This window comes from Psychrobacillus sp. Z16_25, from assembly GCF_056856695.1.
Window position 1 is genome coordinate 52,053 of sequence record NZ_JBXEOV010000002.1, and the last position, 21,579, is coordinate 73,631.

The window sequence follows — 21,579 nt, forward strand, 5'->3', positions numbered from 1 at the left end:
TTTGGAGGAAGTATGTTAAAGTCTCTTCGTTTTTGGATATTAATACTAATTGTATTTACAGTGATCGGAATTTTAAGCAGTGCTTTGCTGTCTAATTATATTGTTACTAAAAATAGTTTGATTAAGAACTCGTTAGAACAGAACGAGGTGTATTCTCAGAAGCTTTCCCAGATGACTGAGGAGTTATTTGAGCACATGTGGGTCACTTTGGAGGCTCGTAAGGTGGATGTTATCGAGCATCTCGATGACAGCGAACAGCTAACGGCTATACTTGATCAGATATTGGTTAGCGGAAAAAATTTTAACTCCTTATCGGTAATAGATAAAGAGGGAGTTGCCATTGCTACCTCTCCCAATGTTGGAATAGCAGGGAACCGTATAGACTCGGAGGGAGTAAGAGAAGCGTTAAAGGTGAAAGAAAATATTGTCACTCGTCCTTATATGGCTATTACTGGGAGGCTTCTTATACTAGTGTCCACGCCTCTTTTTACTGAGGACAATGAATATCTAGGTATGTTAAATGGGACCATTTATCTTCAAGAGGATAATTTTATTCAGAAGGTGCTAGTCGAGCATTACTCACAAGATGGTTCTTATGTGTATGTGGTAGATAAGGAAGGAACATTGATTTATCATCCTCAGGAACATAGAATCGGAGAAAACGTGGGAGATAATCCTGTTGTTCAAGAGCTACTAGATAAAAACAGTGGATCTATGTCTACGGAGAATACTCAGGGTGAGGATTTCTTAGCAGGCTATTCCTATATCCCGCCAGCGGAATGGGGCGTAGTTTCCCAAACTCCTTATAAAAGTAGTCTGCAGCCGCTAGTTGGCATATTGACAAAGGTTTTTCTGTATTCATTACCACTAGCCGCACTTTTTATTTTTATCGCCTTTCATTTATCAACAAAGCTAGCGGCCCCATTGCAGCGCCTTGCTCTCTATACGATGCAGAGGGAGGGAGAAGCGGGAGAGTTAAATATCCCAACCTTTTATTTTGAGGCGAAGCAGCTTAAAGAGACGATTGAAAAATATAGAATTATGCAAGAGGAAACAGTGGAGGACTTTAAAAACCAATCCCTTACGGATGCCCTTACTGGATTGAAAAATAGAAGATATGCAGATTATTTATTTAATAGCTTAATAGAAAGTAAACAGTCCTTTTCTGTGATTATGCTAGATATTGATTACTTTAAAAAAGTAAATGATGAGTTTGGACATAAGGCTGGAGACGAAGTGCTTCAATTTTTAGCAGCAATCATGCAGGAGTCAGCTAGAGAGAAGGATACGTGTATCAGACTTGGAGGAGAAGAGTTTGCACTTGTACTTCCTGGTATTTCTGAGGAAGATGCCTATGAAATAGCGGAAGCTCTTAGGGCGACTGTTGCCAACTTCCTACCACCTACGAACAAGTATATTACCATTTCAAACGGAGTAGGAACCTTCACGAATTTCCAGGAGCCTGTTGCTGACTTTATGAATCAAGTAGACGAAGCCTTATACAAAGCAAAAGAATCCGGACGGAATCGTACAATGAAGATTAGTGAGATGGATGAATAGACCGAGGGGAATTGGTAGTAAGTAACGTTAATGTGAAAAGGGGTTTACCTAAAAGTTTAAGTTGGCACTTACAATTGATCGTTTAAAATTGTAAGTGTTTTTTATTGGGAAACGGATAAGGATATGCTGAATAAAGAGCAGGAATTATTGTTCCTTGCTCTTTTTCAGGATATATAAGATTCCTTCCACAATAAAACCGATAACCAAGCCAAAGGAAGTAAAGATGAATAAGGAAAGGATACCTAACACATCTCCTTCACCATTTGCATCGATAATGAAAGAACGAAACAAATCAATGAAACCAATTGCCAATCCAAGCGTAAACAAATAAAATGCCTTATTTAATTTATAAATAAGAAGCGCCCCTGCAAATACCCCAACAACGATGGAAAAGGCTGCAAAGGCAATGAAATTCATCAGAACTAAATCCTGGCCAAGCACGTATCGAACGCCTAAGATTAAAAGGAACATGGATAATACGATAATAGAAATGGTGATTTTTCCGTAATTTTTTAACAAAGTGAATCCCTACTTTCTCCTATTAATCATAATAGATTCAGAAGATTTTTCAAGTACACATAAAGGGGTAGATAGATTTGACCGTACACCAATTTCATTTAAAGGCTGACTGGCCGGGAAATAGAAATGACGTAGGAACCATTGAGACAAAGAATCTTCATACCAAAATCTCCATTCCAAAAGAGATGGATGGACCAGAAATCGGAACAAACCCAGATGAAATGCTGTTAGGAGCAGCTACAACCTGTTATATCATCACACTCGCCGCCATGCTGGAGAGAAGTAAAATTCCAAAAGAAAAACTGCAGGTAGAATCTACGGCCTTTGTTGATGTGACCAATGGAGTTTTTACATATCAACGGATACAGCATCGGCCATATTTAGTTGTGACAAATGCAAAAGATTTATCTGTTGCAACCAAAATAGCCTACAAGGCAGAAGAAAATTGTATGATCAGTAGGGCACTTAAAGGAAACGTGGAGATAGATGTAGAACTAACGATAGAAGCTGCGAATGAATAGGAAGGATGATGGAATATGATGTGGATTGTTTTACTTTTAATCGGTGTACCTATTACGAAGTTAATTACTTCGCATTTAGAAGAAAGACAAAGAATAAAAGCTTCTGTGATAAAGGACCAGCTAGAATTAGAAAGAATAAAAAACGATAATTTTATTATGGAAACTGAAAAGATGAGATTGGAGCTAGAAAGAATGAAGCTACAATCACCACCTGGCTATACCTTTGATATAGAAAACAAATGAGCTTGAAGTAGCGTCACTTCAAGCTTATTTTTTGTACTTCTAGTTGTTCTAGAATAACCCCAAGAATATCTTCTTTCGTCATGTTATCAGTAAAGAGTGTTTCTCCTCCTACATCTAGATAATCACCTGCGTTCCACCATTCACGCAATGAGTCTTCGCCAAATTTTGCAGCCTTTTCTCTCGAGCTATGCCTTCTTACTGTTTCTTCAAAGCTTAGGTCAAAATAATAGGTATATGTATTGTTCTCATAATGGCTAATTAAGTCCAGAATCATATCCTTGTATCTGCTAGAAGTTAGTATTCCCTCTAGAATTACATACTGGCACTTACCTTTGCCGTACTCTGTAATTTGCTTGATTAACTCAATGGACAGATTTCCTTTTCTATCTCTGGCCAAAAGCATATTTCTTCTAATCATATCTTGGGATACTAAAAGTGTTCCTTCTCCAAAATACGCTTGAAGCGCTTTCGCTATTGTAGTTTTCCCGCTACCTGAATTTCCCCTTAAAATAATAAGCTTCGATTCCATTTTCTCCTCACCATCCTATATTGCATCATAGCAAATTTTTCTTCCAGGTGGCAATTTAATCCATAAAAAAACGCCCGTCCAATGACGAGGCGCTTTCCTTATAATACATAAACATATATACAAATAAAATGACAAATCGTACCTAGTAGAATAAATAAATGGAATATCTCATGAAAGCCTAAACGTTTAATAAAAGAAATATTAGGCTTTAACCCGTAAATAATTCCTCCAATGGTATAAAGAACGCCACCTAGAACTAAATAGGTTAATCCACCAGCACCGAGACTATCCATAAGCGGAGATATAAGAAAGATGATAATCCAGCCCATTCCTATGTAAAGTGCTGTTGAAACCCATCTCGGACAATTAAACCAAATCATCTTAAAGATGATGCCGCTAATTGCAAGGGTAGAGATGATGAGGAATAATGTATATCCTGTCACGCCTTTTAGAGTAATTAAACAGAACGGAGCATAAGTTCCAGCGATTAAAAGATAGATCATCGCATGGTCTATGCGTCTCAACAATTGGATGACGTTGTCCTTTGCAATTACTGCATGGTAGATTCCTGAAGCTGCATAAAGAACAATCATACTAATCCCAAAAATGAGTACTGCGGTTATCGATAGAGGGGTCCCTCCTTGCTCTATTACCTTGAACAGCATAGCAACAAGCCCAAAGACACCAAGAACAGCACCAAACAAATGGGATAAACTATTAAACGGTTCCCTGATAAAATTATGCATCTAATCTCCTCCATCACTATATGTAGTTTCTATAACTACTTATTATGATATATGCATAATGATTAATAGTCAAGATTTACGTATTCAGATAATTACGTTACTATTATGGTTATACCCACTCTTGGAGGTTTAAACATGAGTTTTTATAAAAAAATTGAAAAAAATTTTTCGCTAGATGACAGGATTTTGCCTACTGATATACCGGATATAGATTTATATATGGATCAAGTCATTCAATTATTTGATTCCAAATATCATACTTCCTTAAGAAACGATGAAGACAAAGTCCTCACAAAGACAATGATCAATAATTACGCAAAAGGAAAACTCCTTTTTCCAATCAAAAACAAGAAGTACTCAAAGGAACACATTATGCTGATCAGTCTGATCTACCAGTTAAAGGGTTCCTTATCGATTAATGATATTAAAAGTGTACTGGAACCATTAAAGGAAGAGAATATTCGTTTGGAGGATTTTTATTCTTTCGTAACGGAGGAACAGGAAAGTCATTCACAAATGGTACTTTCGAGTATTGAATCATTAGAAAAGAAAATGGAAGTTACTGAGATGGATGATTTACATCATCAGCTTCTCTTAATTGTGGCATTATCTAATATCAGCACTCTTTATCGAAGAGCCGTAGAGTACTTAGTGGATGATTTGGCAGCTAAGAAGGAGAAGAAAGAATGAAAACGATGTGGGCGGATGGAGAAATAATCACGATGATAGCTGAAGGGGACCAAGTAGAAGCTATTTTGACAGAGGACGGAAAGATTACCAGAGTAGGTACTAAGGAAGAAATAGCTCCCTATGCTGATCAAGTAGTGTCGTTGCAAGGGGCTGCTATGTATCCCGGATTTGTTGATAGTCATATTCACTTAATTGGCCATGGAGAAAAGCTCTCCTATTATGACTTATCCAATGAGTCTTATATTAAAGAAATTATAGAGGGTGTCGAGAATCGACTTACAAAGGGTCAATGGTTTATTGCAGAAGGCTGGGATGACAACCGCTTGGAGGAGAAGCGTGCCATAACTTCTGCTGATCTCCAGCATGTGGAGGACACTCCTGTTGTCTTGAAGAGAATATGCAGACATGTTCTAGTTGCCAATAAAAAAGCAATGGAGCTAGCAGGAGTCACGGAAGACACTGAAAATCCCAAGGGGGGCGTCATTGGTAGAGATGAACATGGACGGTTAAACGGACTGTTCTATGACGAGGCACAAAAGCTAATAACGGATGCCATACCACCTGTAACTAGTGAATATTTAACGGAGGTCATTACAAAAAGCGTGAAGGATCTTCAAAAAATGGGCTTTACCGGAGCGCACACAGAGGACATGTCTTATTATGGGCATTATTCCGTTCCATTAGAAGCTTATCGTAGAGCGATTGCCGGTGATTTCAGACTTCATCTCTTAAGGCATCACCTTGTCTTTGAAGAAATGTCGGGGGAACAGGAAGAGGATTTTCTAGAGTTTGGCGCAATGAAAATATTTATAGATGGTTCGCTTGGGGGCAGAACTGCCCTATTAACGGACGATTATGCAGATGAGCCGGGTAACAAGGGATTAGCTGTCCATTCAATAGAAGAGCTGAGAAGTTTCGTGCAGCTGGCAAGGAAACACAATGAAAATATTGCGGTTCACGTAATTGGGGACAAGGCTACAGAGATGATACTAGATATAATAGAAGAATTTTCGGTTCCTGCCGGGAAAAAGGATCGTCTGATACATGTAAATATCTTACGGGCGGATCTCATTGAACGAATGAAACGACTGCCAGTGGTATTAGACATCCAACCTATATTTGTCCCTTCCGATTTCCCTTGGGCAGCTGAACGACTGGGGGACAGCCGTCTAGCGTATTCCTACGCATGGAAAACCCTACTTCAAGAAGGTCTCGAATGCTCGGGTGGTTCCGATTCTCCTATAGAGAATGCTGACCCAATTCTAGGCTTAGACGCTGCAATCAACAACAAGTGGCTACCTCAGCAATCGCTTACCGTTTTTGAGGCAATTGCTCTTTACACATTGGGAAGTGCAAAGGCAATCGGCAAGGAGCACTGCCGTGGGAAAATAGCAATCGGATATGATGCTGACTTCACCATATTTGATCAAGTGATAACAAAAGAGAATATATTGGACCGAAAAGCAATCATGACTATTGTCAACGGACAAGTAGTCTACGACGGTCGAGGTTGAATCGATTTCTGTCTAACTGAATAGGATAGAAGGATGGGGGTGTACACCTACGAGTAAGCCGAGTATGACCTGGTAGGTGGGACCTCTTGTAAGGGGTACCTCCGAGGCTAAGCAGCTTGCCTAGGACGAGGAAGTTGGCATATCGCTAACTGAGAGTAAATTCCACCTAACTGAGAGTAAACTGCCTCCGACTGAGAGTAAACGACTTGAATGAGAATAAATTGCTGCTATCCGAGAGTAAAGCTAGCTCGAATGAGAGTAACGACACCCCGAACGAGAGAAAGTACTCTCTAACTGAGAGTAACGCATCCACGTGGTCAAGCGGCTTGATCAATAGGGAGTGATTTCTGCCTATCTGAGTCTATTAGCGGACCGACGGAGAATAAAGACATAAATGGGGGCGGCTTCGCCTATCTGGCAATCAAGTTGCTTCGATTAATGGATTCCGTTTTCTGCTGGCAAGCGGGTTATCATTACTGAATGAGAATAAATGTGTGCTATCCGAGAGTAAACTGCCCCCGACTGAGAGTAAATGGTTTGAATGAGAATAAATCGCTGCTATCCGAGAGTAAAGCTAGCTCGAATGAGAGTAACGACATCCCGAACGAGAGTAAGTAGTCTCTAACTGAGAGTAACGCATCCACGTGGTCAAGTGGCTTGATTAATAGGGAGTGATTTCTGCCTATCTGAGTCTATTAGCGGACCATCCGAGAATAAAGACTAAAATGGGGGCGGCTTCGCCTATCTGGCAATCAAGTTGCTTCGATAAATGGACCCTATTTCTGCTAGCGAGCGGGCTATCATTACTGAACGAGAATAAATGTGTGCTATCCGAGAATAAATCTTCCCTGAACGAGAGTATTCCCCTTGAATGAGAATAAATTGCTGCTATCCGAGAGTAAAGCTAGCTCGAATGAGAGTAACGACATCCCGAACGAGAGTAAGTAGTCTCTAACTGAGAGTAACGCATCCCGTGTACTAGCTAATTGGCCAGCCGGCAATCCTAGAATAAGAGATTCCTTGCAAAGTCAGCATCCCACTAACAGAGAATAATGCATTTCCAGGATTCTAGCTGCCGACAACTCGAGTGGAGCCTATCAACTGCCATTTATTGCTGCCATTCTTGACCGGATGTTAGTATCAAAAACCCTATGCAAGACAATAATAAATTGTAAAGGAGCTTATCAATTGGAGAACAAAGGATTCAAAGTGCTGCTACATGCAAGTACCTGGTTTGCCCCATTCTTGGTACCTTTTTTGTTGTATTTATTGATAGATAGTTCGGAAATTAGAAGATTGTCGCTGGAGGCGGTTCTATTTCAGCTAGTAATGTATGGTTTAATGACAATCTCTGCGTTTTTGGTAATTTTTTTAATTGGTATTCCAATGCTTATAATCTTTGGTATAATGGCATTTGTCATACCGATAATAGGAATTGTAAAAGCATTGAATGATGACTATTTTCAATATCCTATCGTTGGCAACTGGATAAAATAAGCATTATCAAAGGGGAATGAACATGGCTGTAAGATTAGGGATAGATGCTGGAGGAACTTTAATAAAGATTGCATATTCAAACGAAGAAGGGGAGATGTGCTTCCAACATTTCCTTTCCTCTAATTTTCAGGCTGTAAAGGATTGGATAACAAAACATCATCCTAATGCTTCTATATGTCTGACTGGCGGTCGTGCGGAACAATTAAAAAAATTCCTATCATCAGAGAAGGATATACCATACATAGTAGAATTCGATGCTACAATGAACGGGGTCTTCTATCAGCTGCAGCAAGAGGAAATCGAAATCAACTCAGCTATTATTGCAAATATCGGAACGGGAACATCTATACATAAAATGAGTAAGAATAATCATATAAGAATTGGTGGGACAGGCGTAGGCGGTGGTACGCTAATGGGCCTTGCGGTTAGTACTACCGGAATCTCCGACTATCAAAAAATTATATCGCTATCTAAAGAAGGAAAACGTTCGTCAATAGATGTTTTAGTGAGCGATATTTATAAAGACAATAAGCTACCTATTAAGGGCTCTTTAACAGCAAGTAACTTTGGCGGAGTTTCATTAAAAAGCTCAGAAGCTAACGTCCATGCTGATCTACTTGCAGGTATCCAAGGGCTTATTGGGGAAGTAGTAGCTACGCTTTGCATTCAGGCCGCAGAATCGAATGATGTGGAAGATATCATCTTTATTGGTTCAACGCTGGAGGAAAACGAGCTTTTGAAAGAAATTATCGAATCCTACACAAAACTAAAAGGGAAGAATCCTATCTTTCTTGAAAAACATGGTTATAGTGGAGCAATTGGTGCTTTGGTGGAAAATGTATAAAAAATTTCGGTAAATTGGTTGCAATATAAGTTTTACCATGTTATATTATAAGAGGATTATTTTTGTTCGGTTAGTTAGTAGGTGGCAACACTTTTACTTAACAGTGTTGAGCAAGGATAGTAACAAAATGTATGCTGCAGTTAGCATACGAGGAGGAAACAAACATGGAACAAGGTAAAGTAAAATGGTTTAACTCAGAAAAAGGATTCGGATTCATCGAGCGCGAAGGCGGAGACGATGTATTTGTACACTTCTCAGCTATCCAAAGCGACGGTTTCAAAACTCTTGATGAAGGTCAAGAAGTGACATTTGAAATCGAGCAAGGCCAACGTGGTCTTCAAGCTACTAACGTAGTTAAAGCTTAATTTTAAACCAATAACTTGAACAGACTCTTTCGAGAGTCTGTTTTTTTGTGCTATGATAGAAGTAACATAACTTACATAAGGAGCAAATAGCATGAAAAAATGGAAAAGAGAGATTCAGATAGACGTTCCAATCGAATTTGCTTGGCCCTACTTTTATGGAAATTTGGAGAAGAAGAAAGCAATCTTTCCTAAAATAGAGGAAGAAGAGTATACGAATATAACAAATACCATTGTGGGGTCTACATTCAAACAGACATATAAACTTACAACTTATTCGGATACGTATGACATTACGATTACGAAATATGAGGACACAGAAGATTACAAAGTTATTGAGGAGAGCTTTGTGTTAAGCAATCGTTTTAATATGAAGACTGCTTATGAGCTAAAAAGTAATCCAGATGGAACGACAACCTTTATTTATACATCGGTAAACAAACCGAAAAATCCTTTATTGATTTTATTTCAGCTATTTGGAAAAGATGATGCGATTGTCAGCTTTTTGAATCGCACAAAACAAACGATTGAGGCAGCGTACAATACGCAAGCTGAGGGAGAATAATAAAAACCGATAGATTACTTAACTATTGTAGTGGTATGAATAAAAGGTTCCGTGAGGGTAAGCGAACAGCTAAAAACATAGATAAACAGACCTGATTATTTCCAATTTTCTATCTGAGGCCAACTTTGGGACAATCAGATCACCCTTTTCAAGATGACCGACTTATCCTGCTTGCAGTTCAATTTCAAGCTCGTTCCTTTAAATATTCCTCCAGAGCATCCTTTACCTTATCTGGTTTTGGGGTCACTCTGGATAGCCTCTTTTGGATATCAGCTAATAAGTATAAGCCTCTAAATAAGATGCCTACCACAATACCAAAACCAATGACGACACCAAATGGACCCATCAAAAAGAGTACTGCCCCTAAAAGTCCTGAAAGAACTATGGATATCATTAAATGCAAAGCAATTCCCCCTTCTAAATAAATATCCTTTAATTACCATATTGCTTTAAATTCCAATAAAATACAACACTATTTAATAGATGGACCAAATAAATGAAAAAACAGACCAACATAATGTAAGTTGATCTGTTTTTCTTTCTAAAACCGTATACCTTCCTATTGAGATGTCCCTTTTGCAACAGCTTCACGAGCTAGAGCATGGGCTGCTTTGTTTTGCTCGTCAGGAATCCATTTGATAAAAAATAAATCAAACGTATCGGCTATAGCCAGGATTTTTTTGAGAATTTCTGCAAATTCTTCGTTTTTAGCATATCGTTTTTCTACTGCAGCTAAAACGGCTTGAGAATCCGTTCTTACCGATACGATGGAAGGGGAGAGCTTTTGCACTTCTTCAACAGCTCGTAATAAGGCTAAAAATTCCGTTGTATGATTTGTATATTCTCCTATATATTCGCTTATTTTAATATGGTGGCCTTCTCCTTTAATGAAAACTCCAATTCCACTGGGACCTGGATTTCCAATTGTAGAGCCGTCAATATATACTTCTAGCATCAAATTTCCCCTTTATTAATCCGTCTTCATTACTTGCAAGGACGAGAAGTCTAGTTGTACAATCAATAAATATTAACTTCAAGGAGCGATTAAGTATATGAAGCATACAGATATTATGAATGAAATTGATCATTTACTGCAAACATATTGTGATGGCTGTTTGGTAAAAGCTCAGCTTCGTAGGGAAAGAGGGAAGACAAAAGCCCATCATTTCTGTATTAAAGACTGTACCGTTGGAGAGGAAATAAAGGAATTTGGTCAGAGGCTTACAGAGTCCAAATAAAAAACCCTGGAAAAGATCCCAGGGAAGGACGTATTATTGCTGCTTGATCACATTAGCAGCTTGAGGACCGCGATTTCCTTCTACAATTTCAAAAGTAACAAGTTGTCCTTCTTCCAAGGCTTTAAACCCGTCCCCTTGTATGCCGGTAAAGTGAACAAACACATCCTCGCCGTCATTGTATTCGATAAAGCCGTAGCCCTTCTCATTATTAAACCATTTTACCTTCCCCTGTTGCATTCTGTTCCTCCCTTAATCCACCAAAAATTCTGAAAATGGATAGTTTCACTATACAGAAAGTGACACAAACTGTCAATTATTTGTTGTTTTATTTAACAATTCACTTATATAGAGACTTTTAAGTGGGCCTGCTACGGTCACTCTATAAATTTTGTTATAATAGAAATACAAATCGGGATTACAAGTAAGCTTGTAAGCATTAACTATTGCTTTAATCTTCGTTTCTGTAGAACGTATACATAGATTTTATTTGCAAGAAAGGAGATACTTATGGACACGGTTACTTATTGTGAGTCGCTAGTAAAAGGAATCTATGAAAAATTTGATGCTAGCCATGATTTTCAACATATACAAAGAGTCAGGAATAATGCTATGGAAATTTTAAAGGATGAAGAGCAGGCTAACAAGGAGCTAGTGCTTCTCTCCGTCTTGCTGCATGATGTAAGTGACCCAAAATATTCTAATGGGAAAGAGTTAGAGGTCTCCATACTAGAGAAGCTATCGCTAGATAAGGAAAAGAAGGAACAAATCCAGCGAATCATTCAATCTGTCTCCTTTAATGGTGGGCATGAGCTACCTGCCGAGTCGGTAGAAGCGAGAATCGTTAGAGATGCGGATCGATTGGATGCAATCGGTGCTATTGGGATAGCGCGAACCTTCGCGTATGGAGGAGCAAAAAGCCGAAAGCTTTATGATTCTAGTGAGCAAGCAAGAGAAGAAATGACGGAGGAAGAGTATCGGTCCAAAGCAACCTCCTCAGTGACACACTTTTATGAGAAGCTGTTAAAATTATCTAAGGGAATGCTCACAAAGAGAGGGCAAGAGCTTGCTATGGAAAGACATCAGTTCATGGAACAATTTTTAGAACAATTGAGAAAAGAAGTAGGAGAAGATATATGAGTCATTTAATCATATCCAATTTAACAAAAACAGTAGGAGAGAAGACGCTTTTTGAAAACATCTCCTTCACGATACATAATCAGCACAGAGCTGGTTTGATTGGTATTAACGGAACGGGGAAGTCTACCTTTTTATCCATTATTGCAGGAGAACTGGAGGCAGATTCTATTGAGCGTGACCATCCAAACAAATTTCGTGTTGCTTATTTAGAGCAGCAGCCTGTTTTTACGAAGGATGAAACGGTGCTTCAAACTGTGTTCAGTGGAGACTCTCCTATTCTAAAAGTAAACAGAGATTATGAAGAAGCGTTAAAGAGACTATCGGCTGACCCAACTTCAGAGGTGCTACAAAATAATCTATTAGCCCTTCAGCAAAAAATGGACGAGCTAGAGGCTTGGGATGTAAATGCTCTTGCAAAGACTGCTTTAACCAAGCTTGGAATCACGCAATTTGAGCAATCGATTCTTCATTTATCTGGTGGGCAGCAAAAAAGAGTGGCGCTTGCCAAGGTGTTAATTGAGCCGGCAGATTTGTTGCTGTTAGATGAGCCAACAAACCATCTAGATAAGGAATCCACAGACTGGCTTCAGGAAACGCTTCAGCGAATAAATGGTGCGATGATTTTTGTCACTCATGACAGATACTTTCTGGATGCAGTTGCTACTCATATATATGAGCTGGCTGACAAGCAACTATATACGCATACTGGAAACTATGCAGATTACCTTGAATCGAAGGCATTAAGAGAAGAAATGAATGCAGCATCCCAGCAAAAGCTGCAAAACCTTTACCGGAATGAATTGAAATGGATTCGAAGAGGGGCAAAGGCTAGGACGACCAAGCAAAAGGCTAGAATTGATCGCTTTGAAGAGTTAGACTCGAAGATAGATAGAAATAGTGGGTCCCAATCTTTGGACATGGAGCTAGCTTCCTCTCGCTTAGGGAAGCAGGTACTAGAAGGCAAGAATATATCTAAAAGCTTTGGTTCAAAGAAAATCGTAGAGGATTTTTCCTTTCTTCTACAGGCTGGTGACAGAATTGGCATCGTGGGACCAAATGGAGCTGGCAAAAGTACGTTGCTAAAGATGCTTGCGGGTGAATTAGCTTTAGACAGTGGAGAAATCATTGTTGGTTCCACTGTTAAGCTGAAACATTTTTCCCAGCAGCTACCACCACTAAACGAGCAAACACGTATGATTGAATATATTAGAGAGTCTTCTAACTCAATTGAAGTATCATCTGGTGAGAAGTTATCTGCAGCTCAAATGCTGGAACGTTTTTTATTTCCCCTACACACACATGGTACTCAAATAGGCAAACTCAGTGGAGGAGAGAAGAAGAGGCTGATTCTACTAAAAATGTTGATGGAGCAGCCCAATGTATTGTTACTGGACGAGCCTACAAATGATTTGGACATCCAAACCTTGTCTGTGCTTGAGGACTTTATTGAATCGTTTCCAGGTGTTGTTATCACCATTTCCCACGACCGCTTTTTCTTAGACAGAATTGCCAAAAAGCTTTGGATAGTAAATGGAGATGGGACAGTAAAGGAATGGTTGGGTGTTTACTCCGATTATTTAGAGGAAAATAAAACAGCAGAAAAAGAACAGCCGGTGAAGAAAGAAGAACCAACTGTAAAGCCACAAAAGGAAAAGAAGAAGCTTTCCTATAAGGAACAAAGAGAATGGGAAGCAATTGGTGGAGAAATCGAGAAGGCTGAGCAGCTCATTATGGAGCTAGAAGAGCAGCTTACAAACGCCGGAGCCAATTACGATTTGGTAAGAGAATTAACCGAAAAACTGGAAAAAGCAAATGAAACATATGAGCAGCTTATTGAAAGATGGTCGTATTTAGAAGAGTTAGCAACCAAGTAATGGAGGGAATAGCATGAAAATCGTATCCATTGAACCAACACCTAGTCCAAATACAATGAAGGTCAATATCGACCAAGAGCTTCCATTTGGGAAGAGTCATAACTATAACAAAAACAATATCCAAGATGCACCAAAAGAAATCCAAGAGATTTTTGCGATAGAGGGAGTCAAGGGTGTCTATCATGTAGCCGATTTCTTAGCAATTGAGCGTATCGCTAAATTTAGCTGGGAATCCATATTAGCTTCTGTCGAAAACGTTTTTGGGGCAGAGAATGACAGTCAAGACAGTGACAAGCCTGCTGATCACTACGGAGAGGTCTATGTGCATGTGCAGCAATACAAGGGAATTCCTCTTCAAGTGAAGGTGTTTGATAGTGAGTCGGAAACTCGCTTTGGCCTGTCTGAAAGGTTTACAAAGGCACTAGACGAGGCGATGGAGGGGGACAAGGAAAACTATATCCTTCTTCGTAAATGGGTAGATTATGGTGTGCGATATGGAGACCAAAAGGAGATTGGAGAGCAGCTGGTGAAGGAGCTGGAGGCAACCTTCCCGGAAAGCAAGCTGCAGGACCTCATAGAGAATAAAGATAATAGTGAAGAACGCAAGCCGGTTCGTGCTCCGTTCACATTAGAGGAATTCAATCATCCAGACTGGAAGGTACGATTTCAGCTGCTAAACAACTTGATCAACCCTGAGCTGGAGGACTTACCAATCCTCGCAAAGGCATTGGAGGATGAGCAAGTATCTATTAGACGTCTAGCGACGGTTTATCTCGGACTTTTAGAGGACGAAGCAGTAATCCCATACTTAGAAATAGCATTAAAGGATAAAAGTGCTTCAGTTAGAAGAACTGCTGGCGACGCGATGAGTGATTTGGGCTTCGAGCAATTCTCTACTGCAATGAAAGAAGCATTGTTTGATAAAAACAAATTAGTAAGATGGCGTGCAGCGATGTATTTCTATGAAGTAGGGGATGAAGAAGCACTCCCTGCATTAAAAGAAGCAATGGATGACAAAGAATACGAGGTCCGCTTACAAATTCGCATGGCAATCGCACGAATTGAAGAAGGGGAAGAAGCAAAAGGATCTGTTTGGAAGCAAATGAATGAAGCGAGAAGTAAATAAAATAACATCTTTTCAATTACTCAGAAGCTAGTTTGATAGTATACCAGGGAGCCGCTATATAAATGGACATTCCTATGCAGGCTTTTGAGTTTGAGATATGCGGTAAGAGGAGCACTTATGATTCTATCATTTGATAAGAATCATAAGTGCTTTCTTATTTTGAGTGTTAGGTTCTCTGCGCGTCTCTCAAACTAAACGAAAGCCCCAATTAGGGGAGTGGTGAAATTGCTCGGAACAAAGTTGCAAAGAAACGTTTGGACTTTGTCGTACTCTTTGCTATTTTTTCTCCTATCCCCATGAATCATTTCTGTCTACATCTATAGTTCTTTACTCTCACACAGCATTGTATTATTCTTAATTTTTATCAAAAAATATAGATGAAATATTATTTTTCTGTACTTTCATATGATAAAATAATAGAAAAATTTTCTAGTCTATTTCGTCACGAGCGGTTGGAATATTTCCATATGATAAGGAGAAAAACATTTGTAAATAAAATGTAATTAAAATTTCCATAAATGTATGTGTAAACATGAGGAAAAGTGTGAATAATACAATAAAAGACGGCTTGTAGAATTGAGGGATCTGTATGGCGAAGAATTTTAAAAGAGAAGAACTGAATAAAAAGGAAGAGCTAAAGATCACTTATTATTTTACGTTGTTCATGACGTTAGTGGGTACTCTTTTGATTATGTTTTTATTAAGCTATAAGGTAGAAGAGCTCAATCTTTTTGTCGTATTGTTGTCTATCTCCGCTGGTGGTCTTCCCCTCGGAATTGTGGGCGCATACTTCGATTATCGAATGGCAATGTTGAAGAAAAAGTATCAAGAAATGAAGTACAGAGAAAGATTGTCCGGTAAAGGTTTAAATAAGTCATTAGAATAGTACTTACGGGTTCTTCTATTTATGGGAGGGCCCTTTTTTATAGAAAAGGCACACTACGATACATGTCGCCGTGTGCCTTTTAAACTTTCTCTTACCTGTTCAAATCACTTAATCCTGGACTATGCTCATTTGGCATAACAGGGAGTACAGGAACAGGGAAACCTTGCGGTGGTGGAGTAACCTGAACTTGTCCACCATTCCTGCTAGGAGACTGTCCTTGAAAGATTTCTTGTACCCTTGTTGGATCTAAGCGGAAATTGAACTGTGCATTATGATAACCCATATCTACGAACTTTTTGCACTCGGGATACTTATTGATATCGTAATTAGGTATCGGCAAGATTTTGCCCCAATCTACACCTAAGGTCTCTAATGCTTTGGCAAATACATTTTGATGTGCATTATCTCTGACAATCAAAAATGCCAAAGTTTCTCTAAATGTTTGATTGGAGCTCATTTCATAAATACGTGTTTTTTGAAGAACTCCGGTAGATTCTAACACGACATTATCCAAAAGGTCTGCAATTAGATTACCGTGAGCATATACCCAAGAACCGTTCCATGGATTTCCAGCAGCGTCTACTGGAAGAGACCCCTGTGCCCCTATAATGAAGTGATGTGGGTTTGCATGCTTCGTGGCATCATCTAGCGGTGCACCATCCATACCCGCATTACCGGCTTGATCAGACATACCAGAATCATTCAGTAATTGATTGATCGTATTTTGAACAAGCTCTACGTGAGCAATTTCCTCTAAAAAGACTGCCTTCAAGAGATCTCGGTATTGGGTTTCTGGACCGCGAAAGTTGGACCCTTGGAAGAAATACTGCATCATCGTTCTCATTTCACCGAAGTGTCCACCAAGAATCTCTTGTAAAATTTTAGCGGCTGCTGGATCCGGTTTGTCAGGCTTAATAATATTGATTAGCTCTTCCTTATAGTAATACATCTATTTTCCTCTTTTCATCAGACAATTTGTACAACCTGTTTATTAGGATGTACGGAATGTTGACTGATATACGAGGACTTTATTTCATTAAACATAGGCTTTTATTCTGGATAAATACCTTAACGTTTCCATATCGTTTGTTGTTGGAAAAGAATATTCCTGCTGATAAGTTTCACAGCCTTTTCCTGTAATAACCACCCAATCATCTTCTTTTGCTCTTTCCCATGCATAATGAATAGCCATTGTTCGATCAGGAATAATGATACATTTTTCGTGATTCCCTAATGCTTCTAACTCCATAATCATTTCCTTATAGGAAACTCCATTTAAATCATCAAATGTAAGAATGCAGCAATCACTATATTTTAAGGACATCTCCACCATTTTTCTTCTTTTGCCAGTGTCGCGATTTCCTCTAAAACCAAAGATATGAATGATATTGTTTGGCTGTTGTGACCTCACTGTATCTAAGATATGGAAGAACGCATTAGCCGTATGAGCGTAATCGACTACAAAAGTTGCACCTATTGGAGACTTAAATAATTGATATCTACCTGGTAAGCCTGAAAAAGTTCGTAGGGATACTGATATCAACTCAGGTTCGATTCCTAATGCTCTACAAGCACAGAATGCATTTGCTGCATTTTCAATGTTATGGCTTCCTTTCATTTGGGTGAGGAGGGAGTAACTTAGGAGTTGATAGTCTTGCTTTTCTATCAGCTCATTTCCATTTATTATGTATGTTGGATTTGATCCGTCAATTTGAAGTACCTTCTTTCCAATTGACTGAACGTATGTACTTAATCTTTCTCCGTAATCATTCATACAGTGAACGACTGCAGTACCATCCGGCTTTAAGAAATCAAATAAGGATTTCTTAGCTTCAAAGTATGCTTCCATATTTTCATGATAATCTAGATGCTCGTGCTCGATGTTCGTGAAAATACACACGTCAAATTCGAGACCTTCAATTCGGTGTTGTATGAGACCGTGTGAAGATACCTCCATAATTACTACTTGGTCATCACTTTCGGCAAGAAACTGGTGAAAGGTCAGCGGATCCAAGGTAGTATGTGGGGAAGGATGCTCTTCTCCATTGATAACCACAGCAATACTGCCAAATAAGGCACAAGAAATTCCTTGAGCCTCAAAAATATGCTTAACCATATAGGATGTTGTTGTTTTTCCGTTCGTACCTGTAATACCTATGAAAATCTTTACGCTAGCAGGATTGTGGTAGTACGCTTTTGCCAAATGGGCTAAGGCTCTTCGAGAATTCTCTACCTGAAAATAAGGATAGGTGGTGGATTCACTATCTCTTTCACCGATTATGGCGGCTGCACCTTTCGTAATCGCATCCTCTATAAAAAGATGCCCATCTGTATTGGTTCCTGTAATTGCAACAAAAAGATAGCCTGGCTTTACCTCTGAGGAATTAAATGCCAGTCCTGTGATGTCAATATCCTCCGTAACCTTTCCTCTATGTTGTACTGATGTTAATAATTCACTTAGCTTCATTCTATCTCGCTCCCCGTCTATTTATCTACTACTACGAGAGGAAAATCCGTTCTTTCATGTAAAGAAATGAACTGTTGGAACAGCTTTCTATTTATATGTACTGTTCTAATTGTTCACTAAGAAATTCCTTTCGATTACATTTGGTAAGCTGCCTACTAAACATATAGATGCTTTGTCGTATGTTTCTTCTTAGATTAGCCCATTTTAGAGCAAGTATTAACCCCACTAATAGTAAATACACGTTTTTGATATAAAACTAACCTAAAAAAGATAAAAATATATAAATTTTATAAAAAAGGGGTAAATGTATTTATATGAAGTATAAAGAAAGTAAGAAGAAGGTATTAGATAAATGTTTCTAAATCGGAGGAAATCCATTTATTTGTCTAAATTGTCCTATTTTTAAAGAATCATAAAGAAAGTGATTTGGAATAAAACGGAACATTCCCGTTGGTAGAGTTCAAATGAATGAAATTATATGCTGTTGGAGGTAAAATGAATTGAAAGAACAATATAAAAAGGTAATTGGAAGGAGCATGTAAGCGTGAATGCATACGATGAATATATGAAAGAGGTTGTAAAGCCAATGAGAAGAGAGCTGACGGATGCAGGCTTTACAGAATTAATAAGCGAAGAGCAAGTGCAGGAGCATATGGAGCATGCACAAGGTGTTTCACTTATTATGATCAATTCCGTTTGTGGCTGTGCAGCAGGATTAGCTAGACCAGCAGTGGTTGGTGCTATAGAAGAGCTACAGGAAAAACCGGATCATCTGGTAACTGTTTTTGCTGGACAAGACCAAGAAGCAACAGCTACGATGCGTGGATATTTTGAAGAAGTGCCTCCAAGCTCTCCTTCTATCGCAATTTGGAAGGATGGGCAGTTAGCTTATTTTATTCCAAGGGAACAAATTGAAAACCATGAGATGGAATCTATTAAAGAGCATCTAACAGGTGTTCTTGCTCAAATAATCGCAGAATGACACTCATTGTAACGACACCTGGAAGAACAGATAAGGAGCATATTAGTCAGGCAAGAAAGATTGCAGCTGAACTGAATGTTCCTTATGTAGAAAGGCGTAAACGTTCCATAGAGCGCATGCAAAAGGATACGAATGCTGATATTGTGCTTGTGAGCAAGGAAAGACTAGAGTTCTATAGTCTTGGAGCGAAGGAACCATTCTTTTTTCATCCTAACTCTGCAGCATTTCGCTTGAAAAGATTAATAAACGGAGAGCAAGATTCCATGCTCGAAGCAACAGGTCTTACCGAAGGTGATTCCTTTCTAGATACTACAGCTGGCCTTTCCTCCGACTCTATTATTGCCTCCCATGCGGTAGGGAGCAGTGGAATGGTGCATGCATGTGAGAAAAATAAGATTATTGCCTACCTCGTCGGGAAAGGATTGAAGGAATATACCTCCGATAACGAGATGCTCAATGAATGTATGAGGCGGATAAAGTTATTCCAAGAAGACTCGGTGAACTTTCTTAAGCAAAGCGAAGATAATGCTTACGACGTGGTCTATATGGATCCAATGTTTGAAGAAGAGATAACGGAGTCAAATAACTTTCAAGCGTTACGAAAAGTGGGGGTGCAAGATACATTAACCGCTGAGTGGGTGAAAGAGGCAACTCGAGTAGCCAAAAGGCGAGTAGTGTTGAAGGCACACTTCCGATCTCCTTTATTCCAACAATATGGCTTCTCACAACAAATCAGATTAACCTCCAAATTTCACTATGGAATAAAGGAGAAATAAAAGAAGAAGTTGGGACAAATCCAATGAGAAGCACTTATGGTTCTAATATATGATTAGAATCATAAGTGCTTTCTTAGTTTTTGAGACTCAGGTTCTCCGCTACGTCGGACGCTTGGAGTGGAGGCCGACAGGATGTAGGTCAGGAAAACGTTGTCACACGACGTGACGTTCTTAGTTTTCCCTCCCCCGTAAGCCAGCACCCATCGCTGACGCGCATGGCTGTGCTGTCTTACCTACCACCCTGCTCCCGCAGGAGTCGCCGACGCTTCTCCAAACCATTAATGTTTCCTACTTAAATTGAAGTTTAATCAATACATTCCAAAAAGAATATAACCCATCAAGAAAAATTTTGTCCCGGCCCTTTTTTTACTGCTTCCATCCGTTGAAGAAAATGGATATTTAGTATCTATCTAGCTTTTCAATTAATTCCAAAGAGATCAAATCCGTTATTTCTAATTGATCGGTTTCCTTTTCCAAATCTTTTTCGTTTAAGGGACCTAACACTTTACGACTGTTTACATCAATGATCCAATAAGAATTGTCACTTTTGGTGGGGTTCTTTGGAGGCTGCTCATAGCCTCTTTCATCAGCTACTAACTCTATTTGCTTAGCAACTATATAATCATCGTTCCACCAAATACCTGTGACTTCGGTTGGGACATAAAGATAATCATAGCTAGTGTCATCCTCCGAGTATTTAGGCTTCTCTCCATAAATGGCAATACAATGAGCTGATCTACGGTCTATACGAAATCCATTATCTAGTGGAATGGTATAATCGGCTAAACCTGCACAACCGACTAAAGGTAAGAATAGCAGGAGGACCAACGCTATTTTTCTGTTGTTACCAAACATTTTGAGCCATTCGTATTTTCTCAAATCAATCCTTCTTTCAAGTTGGGATTACTTTTTGGTAGAATAGATTATTTCCCCTGATTCCGATAATCCTTGAATGTTTACAGGGTATACAAACCCTTCAGATTTTAAAAAGAAAAAGCGACCTTCGTTCAGAAATAGAGCATTTTCAAAGGAGTTCTTTCCTGTCTCCGCCTTTATTTGTTTTATGTCGTTGTTCAAGACTTGACCAAAGAAATAGGCTGGACTTGAACCGGAGGCACTCCATGTAAAAGTCTCATCTCGAGAAGGAGGATAGTAGGTGGAAGCTAGTGTACTTTCTGACCCTTCGTCATTTTTAACCTCCCAAAACCCTAACCAATTTTGGTCTAATCGAGCAATCATAACAGAGTGTTTGTTTCGAAAAATGGTTAACCATTCCTCGCCAACCTTTTCAATTGAAATGACTTCCTCTGTCTCTGGATTCCAGCCCTCCGTAGCATTCCATACATCTGTTTGTGTCGGTGATTGTCGATGATTGTAAATTAGAAATACAGAAAAAATCACAACAAGTACTCCCAAAAACATATATACTTTTTTGATAGTTGGTTCCCCCTTAGTGTTACCTGTTATCCATATATTAACATATACCCTTAGAAGAAAGTTTTT

General features: G+C 39.1%; 26 protein-coding genes. 16 read left to right on the forward strand and 10 right to left on the reverse strand.

Going from position 1 to position 21,579, the window contains the following annotated elements:
- Positions 1-12 precede the first annotated feature (12 nt).
- Positions 13-1,560, forward strand: a complete 1,548-nt coding sequence (locus AC1VU3_RS02810; protein ID WP_482982682.1) for a sensor domain-containing diguanylate cyclase — start codon at positions 13-15, stop codon at positions 1,558-1,560.
- Positions 1,561-1,704: 144 nt separating this feature from the next.
- Here AC1VU3_RS02810 and AC1VU3_RS02815 read toward each other — a convergent pair whose 3' ends face one another.
- Complete coding sequence (locus tag AC1VU3_RS02815) at positions 1,705-2,079, reverse strand: hypothetical protein (RefSeq protein WP_480387793.1); 375 nt, start codon at positions 2,077-2,079, stop codon at positions 1,705-1,707.
- A gap of 77 nt (positions 2,080-2,156) precedes the next feature.
- Between AC1VU3_RS02815 and AC1VU3_RS02820 the strand changes: the two genes are divergently transcribed.
- Both AC1VU3_RS02820 and AC1VU3_RS02825 read left to right on the forward strand, forming a co-directional pair.
- Positions 2,157-2,600 carry an OsmC family protein gene (locus tag AC1VU3_RS02820; protein WP_480387794.1) on the forward strand — a complete coding sequence of 148 codons (444 nt, stop codon included), beginning with the start codon at positions 2,157-2,159 and terminating at the stop codon, positions 2,598-2,600.
- Positions 2,601-2,615: 15 nt separating this feature from the next.
- Positions 2,616-2,843, forward strand: a complete 228-nt coding sequence (locus tag AC1VU3_RS02825; protein WP_480387795.1) for a hypothetical protein — start codon at positions 2,616-2,618, stop codon at positions 2,841-2,843.
- Positions 2,844-2,856: 13 nt separating this feature from the next.
- Here the strand turns inward: AC1VU3_RS02825 and AC1VU3_RS02830 are convergent, their stop codons facing one another.
- Both AC1VU3_RS02830 and trhA read right to left on the reverse strand, forming a co-directional pair.
- Complete coding sequence (locus tag AC1VU3_RS02830; RefSeq protein WP_480387796.1) at positions 2,857-3,372, reverse strand: kinase; 516 nt, start codon at positions 3,370-3,372, stop codon at positions 2,857-2,859.
- A 98-nt stretch (positions 3,373-3,470) separates the two neighbouring features.
- Positions 3,471-4,118: a PAQR family membrane homeostasis protein TrhA gene (gene trhA / locus AC1VU3_RS02835; protein WP_482982683.1), complete on the reverse strand. Its 648-nt coding sequence runs from the start codon at positions 4,116-4,118 to the stop codon at positions 3,471-3,473.
- A gap of 135 nt (positions 4,119-4,253) precedes the next feature.
- On the opposite strand from trhA, the gene AC1VU3_RS02840 reads away from it, so the two are divergent.
- The 6 genes from AC1VU3_RS02840 to AC1VU3_RS02865 all read left to right on the forward strand — a co-directional run bounded on the left by AC1VU3_RS02840 (position 4,254) and on the right by AC1VU3_RS02865 (position 9,590).
- Positions 4,254-4,808, forward strand: coding sequence for a DUF1836 domain-containing protein (locus tag AC1VU3_RS02840; protein ID WP_482982684.1), 555 nt, complete (start codon positions 4,254-4,256; stop codon positions 4,806-4,808).
- Positions 4,805-6,322 carry an amidohydrolase gene (locus AC1VU3_RS02845; protein WP_482982685.1) on the forward strand — a complete coding sequence of 506 codons (1,518 nt, stop codon included), beginning with the start codon at positions 4,805-4,807 and terminating at the stop codon, positions 6,320-6,322. Before AC1VU3_RS02840 ends, AC1VU3_RS02845 begins: the two co-directional genes overlap by 4 nt.
- 1,188 nt (positions 6,323-7,510) lie before the next feature.
- Positions 7,511-7,819 carry a magnetosome magnetite crystal formation protein family gene (locus tag AC1VU3_RS02850; RefSeq protein WP_480387800.1) on the forward strand — a complete coding sequence of 103 codons (309 nt, stop codon included), beginning with the start codon at positions 7,511-7,513 and terminating at the stop codon, positions 7,817-7,819.
- Between the two features lie 22 nt (positions 7,820-7,841).
- Positions 7,842-8,663 carry a type II pantothenate kinase gene (gene coaW, locus AC1VU3_RS02855; protein WP_480387801.1) on the forward strand — a complete coding sequence of 274 codons (822 nt, stop codon included), beginning with the start codon at positions 7,842-7,844 and terminating at the stop codon, positions 8,661-8,663.
- A 164-nt stretch (positions 8,664-8,827) separates the two neighbouring features.
- Positions 8,828-9,028, forward strand: coding sequence for a cold-shock protein (locus AC1VU3_RS02860; RefSeq protein ID WP_480387802.1), 201 nt, complete (start codon positions 8,828-8,830; stop codon positions 9,026-9,028).
- Positions 9,029-9,119: 91 nt separating this feature from the next.
- The gene (locus tag AC1VU3_RS02865; protein ID WP_482982686.1) at positions 9,120-9,590 is read left to right on the forward strand and encodes an SRPBCC family protein; all 471 of its coding nucleotides are present in this window, start codon (positions 9,120-9,122) and stop codon (positions 9,588-9,590) included.
- 184 nt (positions 9,591-9,774) lie between these two features.
- On the opposite strand, the gene AC1VU3_RS02870 is transcribed toward AC1VU3_RS02865, so the two are convergent.
- The gene (locus AC1VU3_RS02870) at positions 9,775-9,984 is read right to left on the reverse strand and encodes a hypothetical protein (RefSeq protein ID WP_480388105.1); all 210 of its coding nucleotides are present in this window, start codon (positions 9,982-9,984) and stop codon (positions 9,775-9,777) included.
- A 165-nt stretch (positions 9,985-10,149) separates the two neighbouring features.
- Positions 10,150-10,545: a reverse transcriptase-like protein gene (locus tag AC1VU3_RS02875; protein WP_480387804.1), complete on the reverse strand. Its 396-nt coding sequence runs from the start codon at positions 10,543-10,545 to the stop codon at positions 10,150-10,152.
- 97 nt (positions 10,546-10,642) lie between these two features.
- On the opposite strand from AC1VU3_RS02875, the gene AC1VU3_RS02880 reads away from it, so the two are divergent.
- Positions 10,643-10,828: a zinc-finger domain-containing protein gene (locus AC1VU3_RS02880; RefSeq protein WP_480387805.1), complete on the forward strand. Its 186-nt coding sequence runs from the start codon at positions 10,643-10,645 to the stop codon at positions 10,826-10,828.
- Positions 10,829-10,861: 33 nt separating this feature from the next.
- Here the strand turns inward: AC1VU3_RS02880 and AC1VU3_RS02885 are convergent, their stop codons facing one another.
- Positions 10,862-11,065, reverse strand: coding sequence for a cold-shock protein (locus AC1VU3_RS02885; RefSeq protein ID WP_480387806.1), 204 nt, complete (start codon positions 11,063-11,065; stop codon positions 10,862-10,864).
- Between the two features lie 270 nt (positions 11,066-11,335).
- Here AC1VU3_RS02885 and AC1VU3_RS02890 point away from each other — a divergent pair, with 270 nt between their 5' ends.
- The 4 genes from AC1VU3_RS02890 to AC1VU3_RS02905 all read left to right on the forward strand — a co-directional run bounded on the left by AC1VU3_RS02890 (position 11,336) and on the right by AC1VU3_RS02905 (position 15,851).
- Entirely contained in the window at positions 11,336-11,965 is a 630-nt protein-coding gene (locus AC1VU3_RS02890) for an HD domain-containing protein (RefSeq protein ID WP_482982687.1), read from the forward strand.
- Positions 11,962-13,839, forward strand: a complete 1,878-nt coding sequence (locus tag AC1VU3_RS02895) for an ABC-F family ATP-binding cassette domain-containing protein (RefSeq protein WP_480387808.1) — start codon at positions 11,962-11,964, stop codon at positions 13,837-13,839. Before AC1VU3_RS02890 ends, AC1VU3_RS02895 begins: the two co-directional genes overlap by 4 nt.
- A gap of 13 nt (positions 13,840-13,852) precedes the next feature.
- Entirely contained in the window at positions 13,853-14,965 is a 1,113-nt protein-coding gene (locus AC1VU3_RS02900) for a conserved virulence factor C family protein (RefSeq protein WP_480387809.1), read from the forward strand.
- A 589-nt stretch (positions 14,966-15,554) separates the two neighbouring features.
- Positions 15,555-15,851, forward strand: coding sequence for a hypothetical protein (locus AC1VU3_RS02905; protein WP_480387810.1), 297 nt, complete (start codon positions 15,555-15,557; stop codon positions 15,849-15,851).
- A gap of 91 nt (positions 15,852-15,942) precedes the next feature.
- On the opposite strand, the gene AC1VU3_RS02910 is transcribed toward AC1VU3_RS02905, so the two are convergent.
- Together AC1VU3_RS02910 and AC1VU3_RS02915 are read right to left on the reverse strand one after the other, a co-directional pair.
- Complete coding sequence (locus AC1VU3_RS02910; protein ID WP_480387811.1) at positions 15,943-16,800, reverse strand: manganese catalase family protein; 858 nt, start codon at positions 16,798-16,800, stop codon at positions 15,943-15,945.
- Between the two features lie 87 nt (positions 16,801-16,887).
- Positions 16,888-18,318, reverse strand: coding sequence for a UDP-N-acetylmuramoyl-L-alanyl-D-glutamate--2,6-diaminopimelate ligase (locus AC1VU3_RS02915; RefSeq protein WP_482982688.1), 1,431 nt, complete (start codon positions 18,316-18,318; stop codon positions 16,888-16,890).
- Positions 18,319-18,862: 544 nt separating this feature from the next.
- On the opposite strand from AC1VU3_RS02915, the gene AC1VU3_RS02920 reads away from it, so the two are divergent.
- Positions 18,863-19,300: a BrxA/BrxB family bacilliredoxin gene (locus AC1VU3_RS02920; protein WP_482982689.1), complete on the forward strand. Its 438-nt coding sequence runs from the start codon at positions 18,863-18,865 to the stop codon at positions 19,298-19,300.
- Complete coding sequence (locus AC1VU3_RS02925; RefSeq protein WP_482982690.1) at positions 19,297-20,076, forward strand: class I SAM-dependent methyltransferase; 780 nt, start codon at positions 19,297-19,299, stop codon at positions 20,074-20,076. Before AC1VU3_RS02920 ends, AC1VU3_RS02925 begins: the two co-directional genes overlap by 4 nt.
- 399 nt (positions 20,077-20,475) lie before the next feature.
- On the opposite strand, the gene AC1VU3_RS02930 is transcribed toward AC1VU3_RS02925, so the two are convergent.
- Positions 20,476-20,955: a DUF3997 domain-containing protein gene (locus AC1VU3_RS02930; protein WP_482982691.1), complete on the reverse strand. Its 480-nt coding sequence runs from the start codon at positions 20,953-20,955 to the stop codon at positions 20,476-20,478.
- Positions 20,956-20,979: 24 nt separating this feature from the next.
- Positions 20,980-21,477 carry a hypothetical protein gene (locus AC1VU3_RS02935; protein WP_480387816.1) on the reverse strand — a complete coding sequence of 166 codons (498 nt, stop codon included), beginning with the start codon at positions 21,475-21,477 and terminating at the stop codon, positions 20,980-20,982.
- Positions 21,478-21,579: the final 102 nt, after the last annotated feature.

Excerpts from the sequence above, each read along its gene's own strand:
- AC1VU3_RS02880 (WP_480387805.1), top strand. The coding sequence starts at position 10,643 with ATGAAGCATACAGATATTATGAATGAAATTGATCATTTACTGCAAACA.
- AC1VU3_RS02925 (WP_482982690.1), top strand. The coding sequence starts at position 19,297 with ATGACACTCATTGTAACGACACCTGGAAGAACAGATAAGGAGCATATT.
- AC1VU3_RS02810 (WP_482982682.1), top strand. The coding sequence starts at position 13 with ATGTTAAAGTCTCTTCGTTTTTGGATATTAATACTAATTGTATTTACA.
- AC1VU3_RS02825 (WP_480387795.1), top strand. The coding sequence starts at position 2,616 with ATGATGTGGATTGTTTTACTTTTAATCGGTGTACCTATTACGAAGTTA.
- AC1VU3_RS02905 (WP_480387810.1), top strand. The coding sequence starts at position 15,555 with ATGGCGAAGAATTTTAAAAGAGAAGAACTGAATAAAAAGGAAGAGCTA.
- AC1VU3_RS02910 (WP_480387811.1), bottom strand. The coding sequence starts at position 16,800 with ATGTATTACTATAAGGAAGAGCTAATCAATATTATTAAGCCTGACAAA.
- AC1VU3_RS02885 (WP_480387806.1), bottom strand. The coding sequence starts at position 11,065 with ATGCAACAGGGGAAGGTAAAATGGTTTAATAATGAGAAGGGCTACGGC.
- AC1VU3_RS02915 (WP_482982688.1), bottom strand. The coding sequence starts at position 18,318 with ATGAAGCTAAGTGAATTATTAACATCAGTACAACATAGAGGAAAGGTT.
- AC1VU3_RS02890 (WP_482982687.1), top strand. The coding sequence starts at position 11,336 with ATGGACACGGTTACTTATTGTGAGTCGCTAGTAAAAGGAATCTATGAA.
- AC1VU3_RS02830 (WP_480387796.1), bottom strand. The coding sequence starts at position 3,372 with ATGGAATCGAAGCTTATTATTTTAAGGGGAAATTCAGGTAGCGGGAAA.
- AC1VU3_RS02875 (WP_480387804.1), bottom strand. The coding sequence starts at position 10,545 with ATGCTAGAAGTATATATTGACGGCTCTACAATTGGAAATCCAGGTCCC.
- AC1VU3_RS02865 (WP_482982686.1), top strand. The coding sequence starts at position 9,120 with ATGAAAAAATGGAAAAGAGAGATTCAGATAGACGTTCCAATCGAATTT.
- AC1VU3_RS02895 (WP_480387808.1), top strand. The coding sequence starts at position 11,962 with ATGAGTCATTTAATCATATCCAATTTAACAAAAACAGTAGGAGAGAAG.
- AC1VU3_RS02870 (WP_480388105.1), bottom strand. The coding sequence starts at position 9,984 with ATGATATCCATAGTTCTTTCAGGACTTTTAGGGGCAGTACTCTTTTTG.
- AC1VU3_RS02900 (WP_480387809.1), top strand. The coding sequence starts at position 13,853 with ATGAAAATCGTATCCATTGAACCAACACCTAGTCCAAATACAATGAAG.
- trhA (WP_482982683.1), bottom strand. The coding sequence starts at position 4,118 with ATGCATAATTTTATCAGGGAACCGTTTAATAGTTTATCCCATTTGTTT.
- AC1VU3_RS02845 (WP_482982685.1), top strand. The coding sequence starts at position 4,805 with ATGAAAACGATGTGGGCGGATGGAGAAATAATCACGATGATAGCTGAA.
- AC1VU3_RS02840 (WP_482982684.1), top strand. The coding sequence starts at position 4,254 with ATGAGTTTTTATAAAAAAATTGAAAAAAATTTTTCGCTAGATGACAGG.
- AC1VU3_RS02860 (WP_480387802.1), top strand. The coding sequence starts at position 8,828 with ATGGAACAAGGTAAAGTAAAATGGTTTAACTCAGAAAAAGGATTCGGA.
- coaW (WP_480387801.1), top strand. The coding sequence starts at position 7,842 with ATGGCTGTAAGATTAGGGATAGATGCTGGAGGAACTTTAATAAAGATT.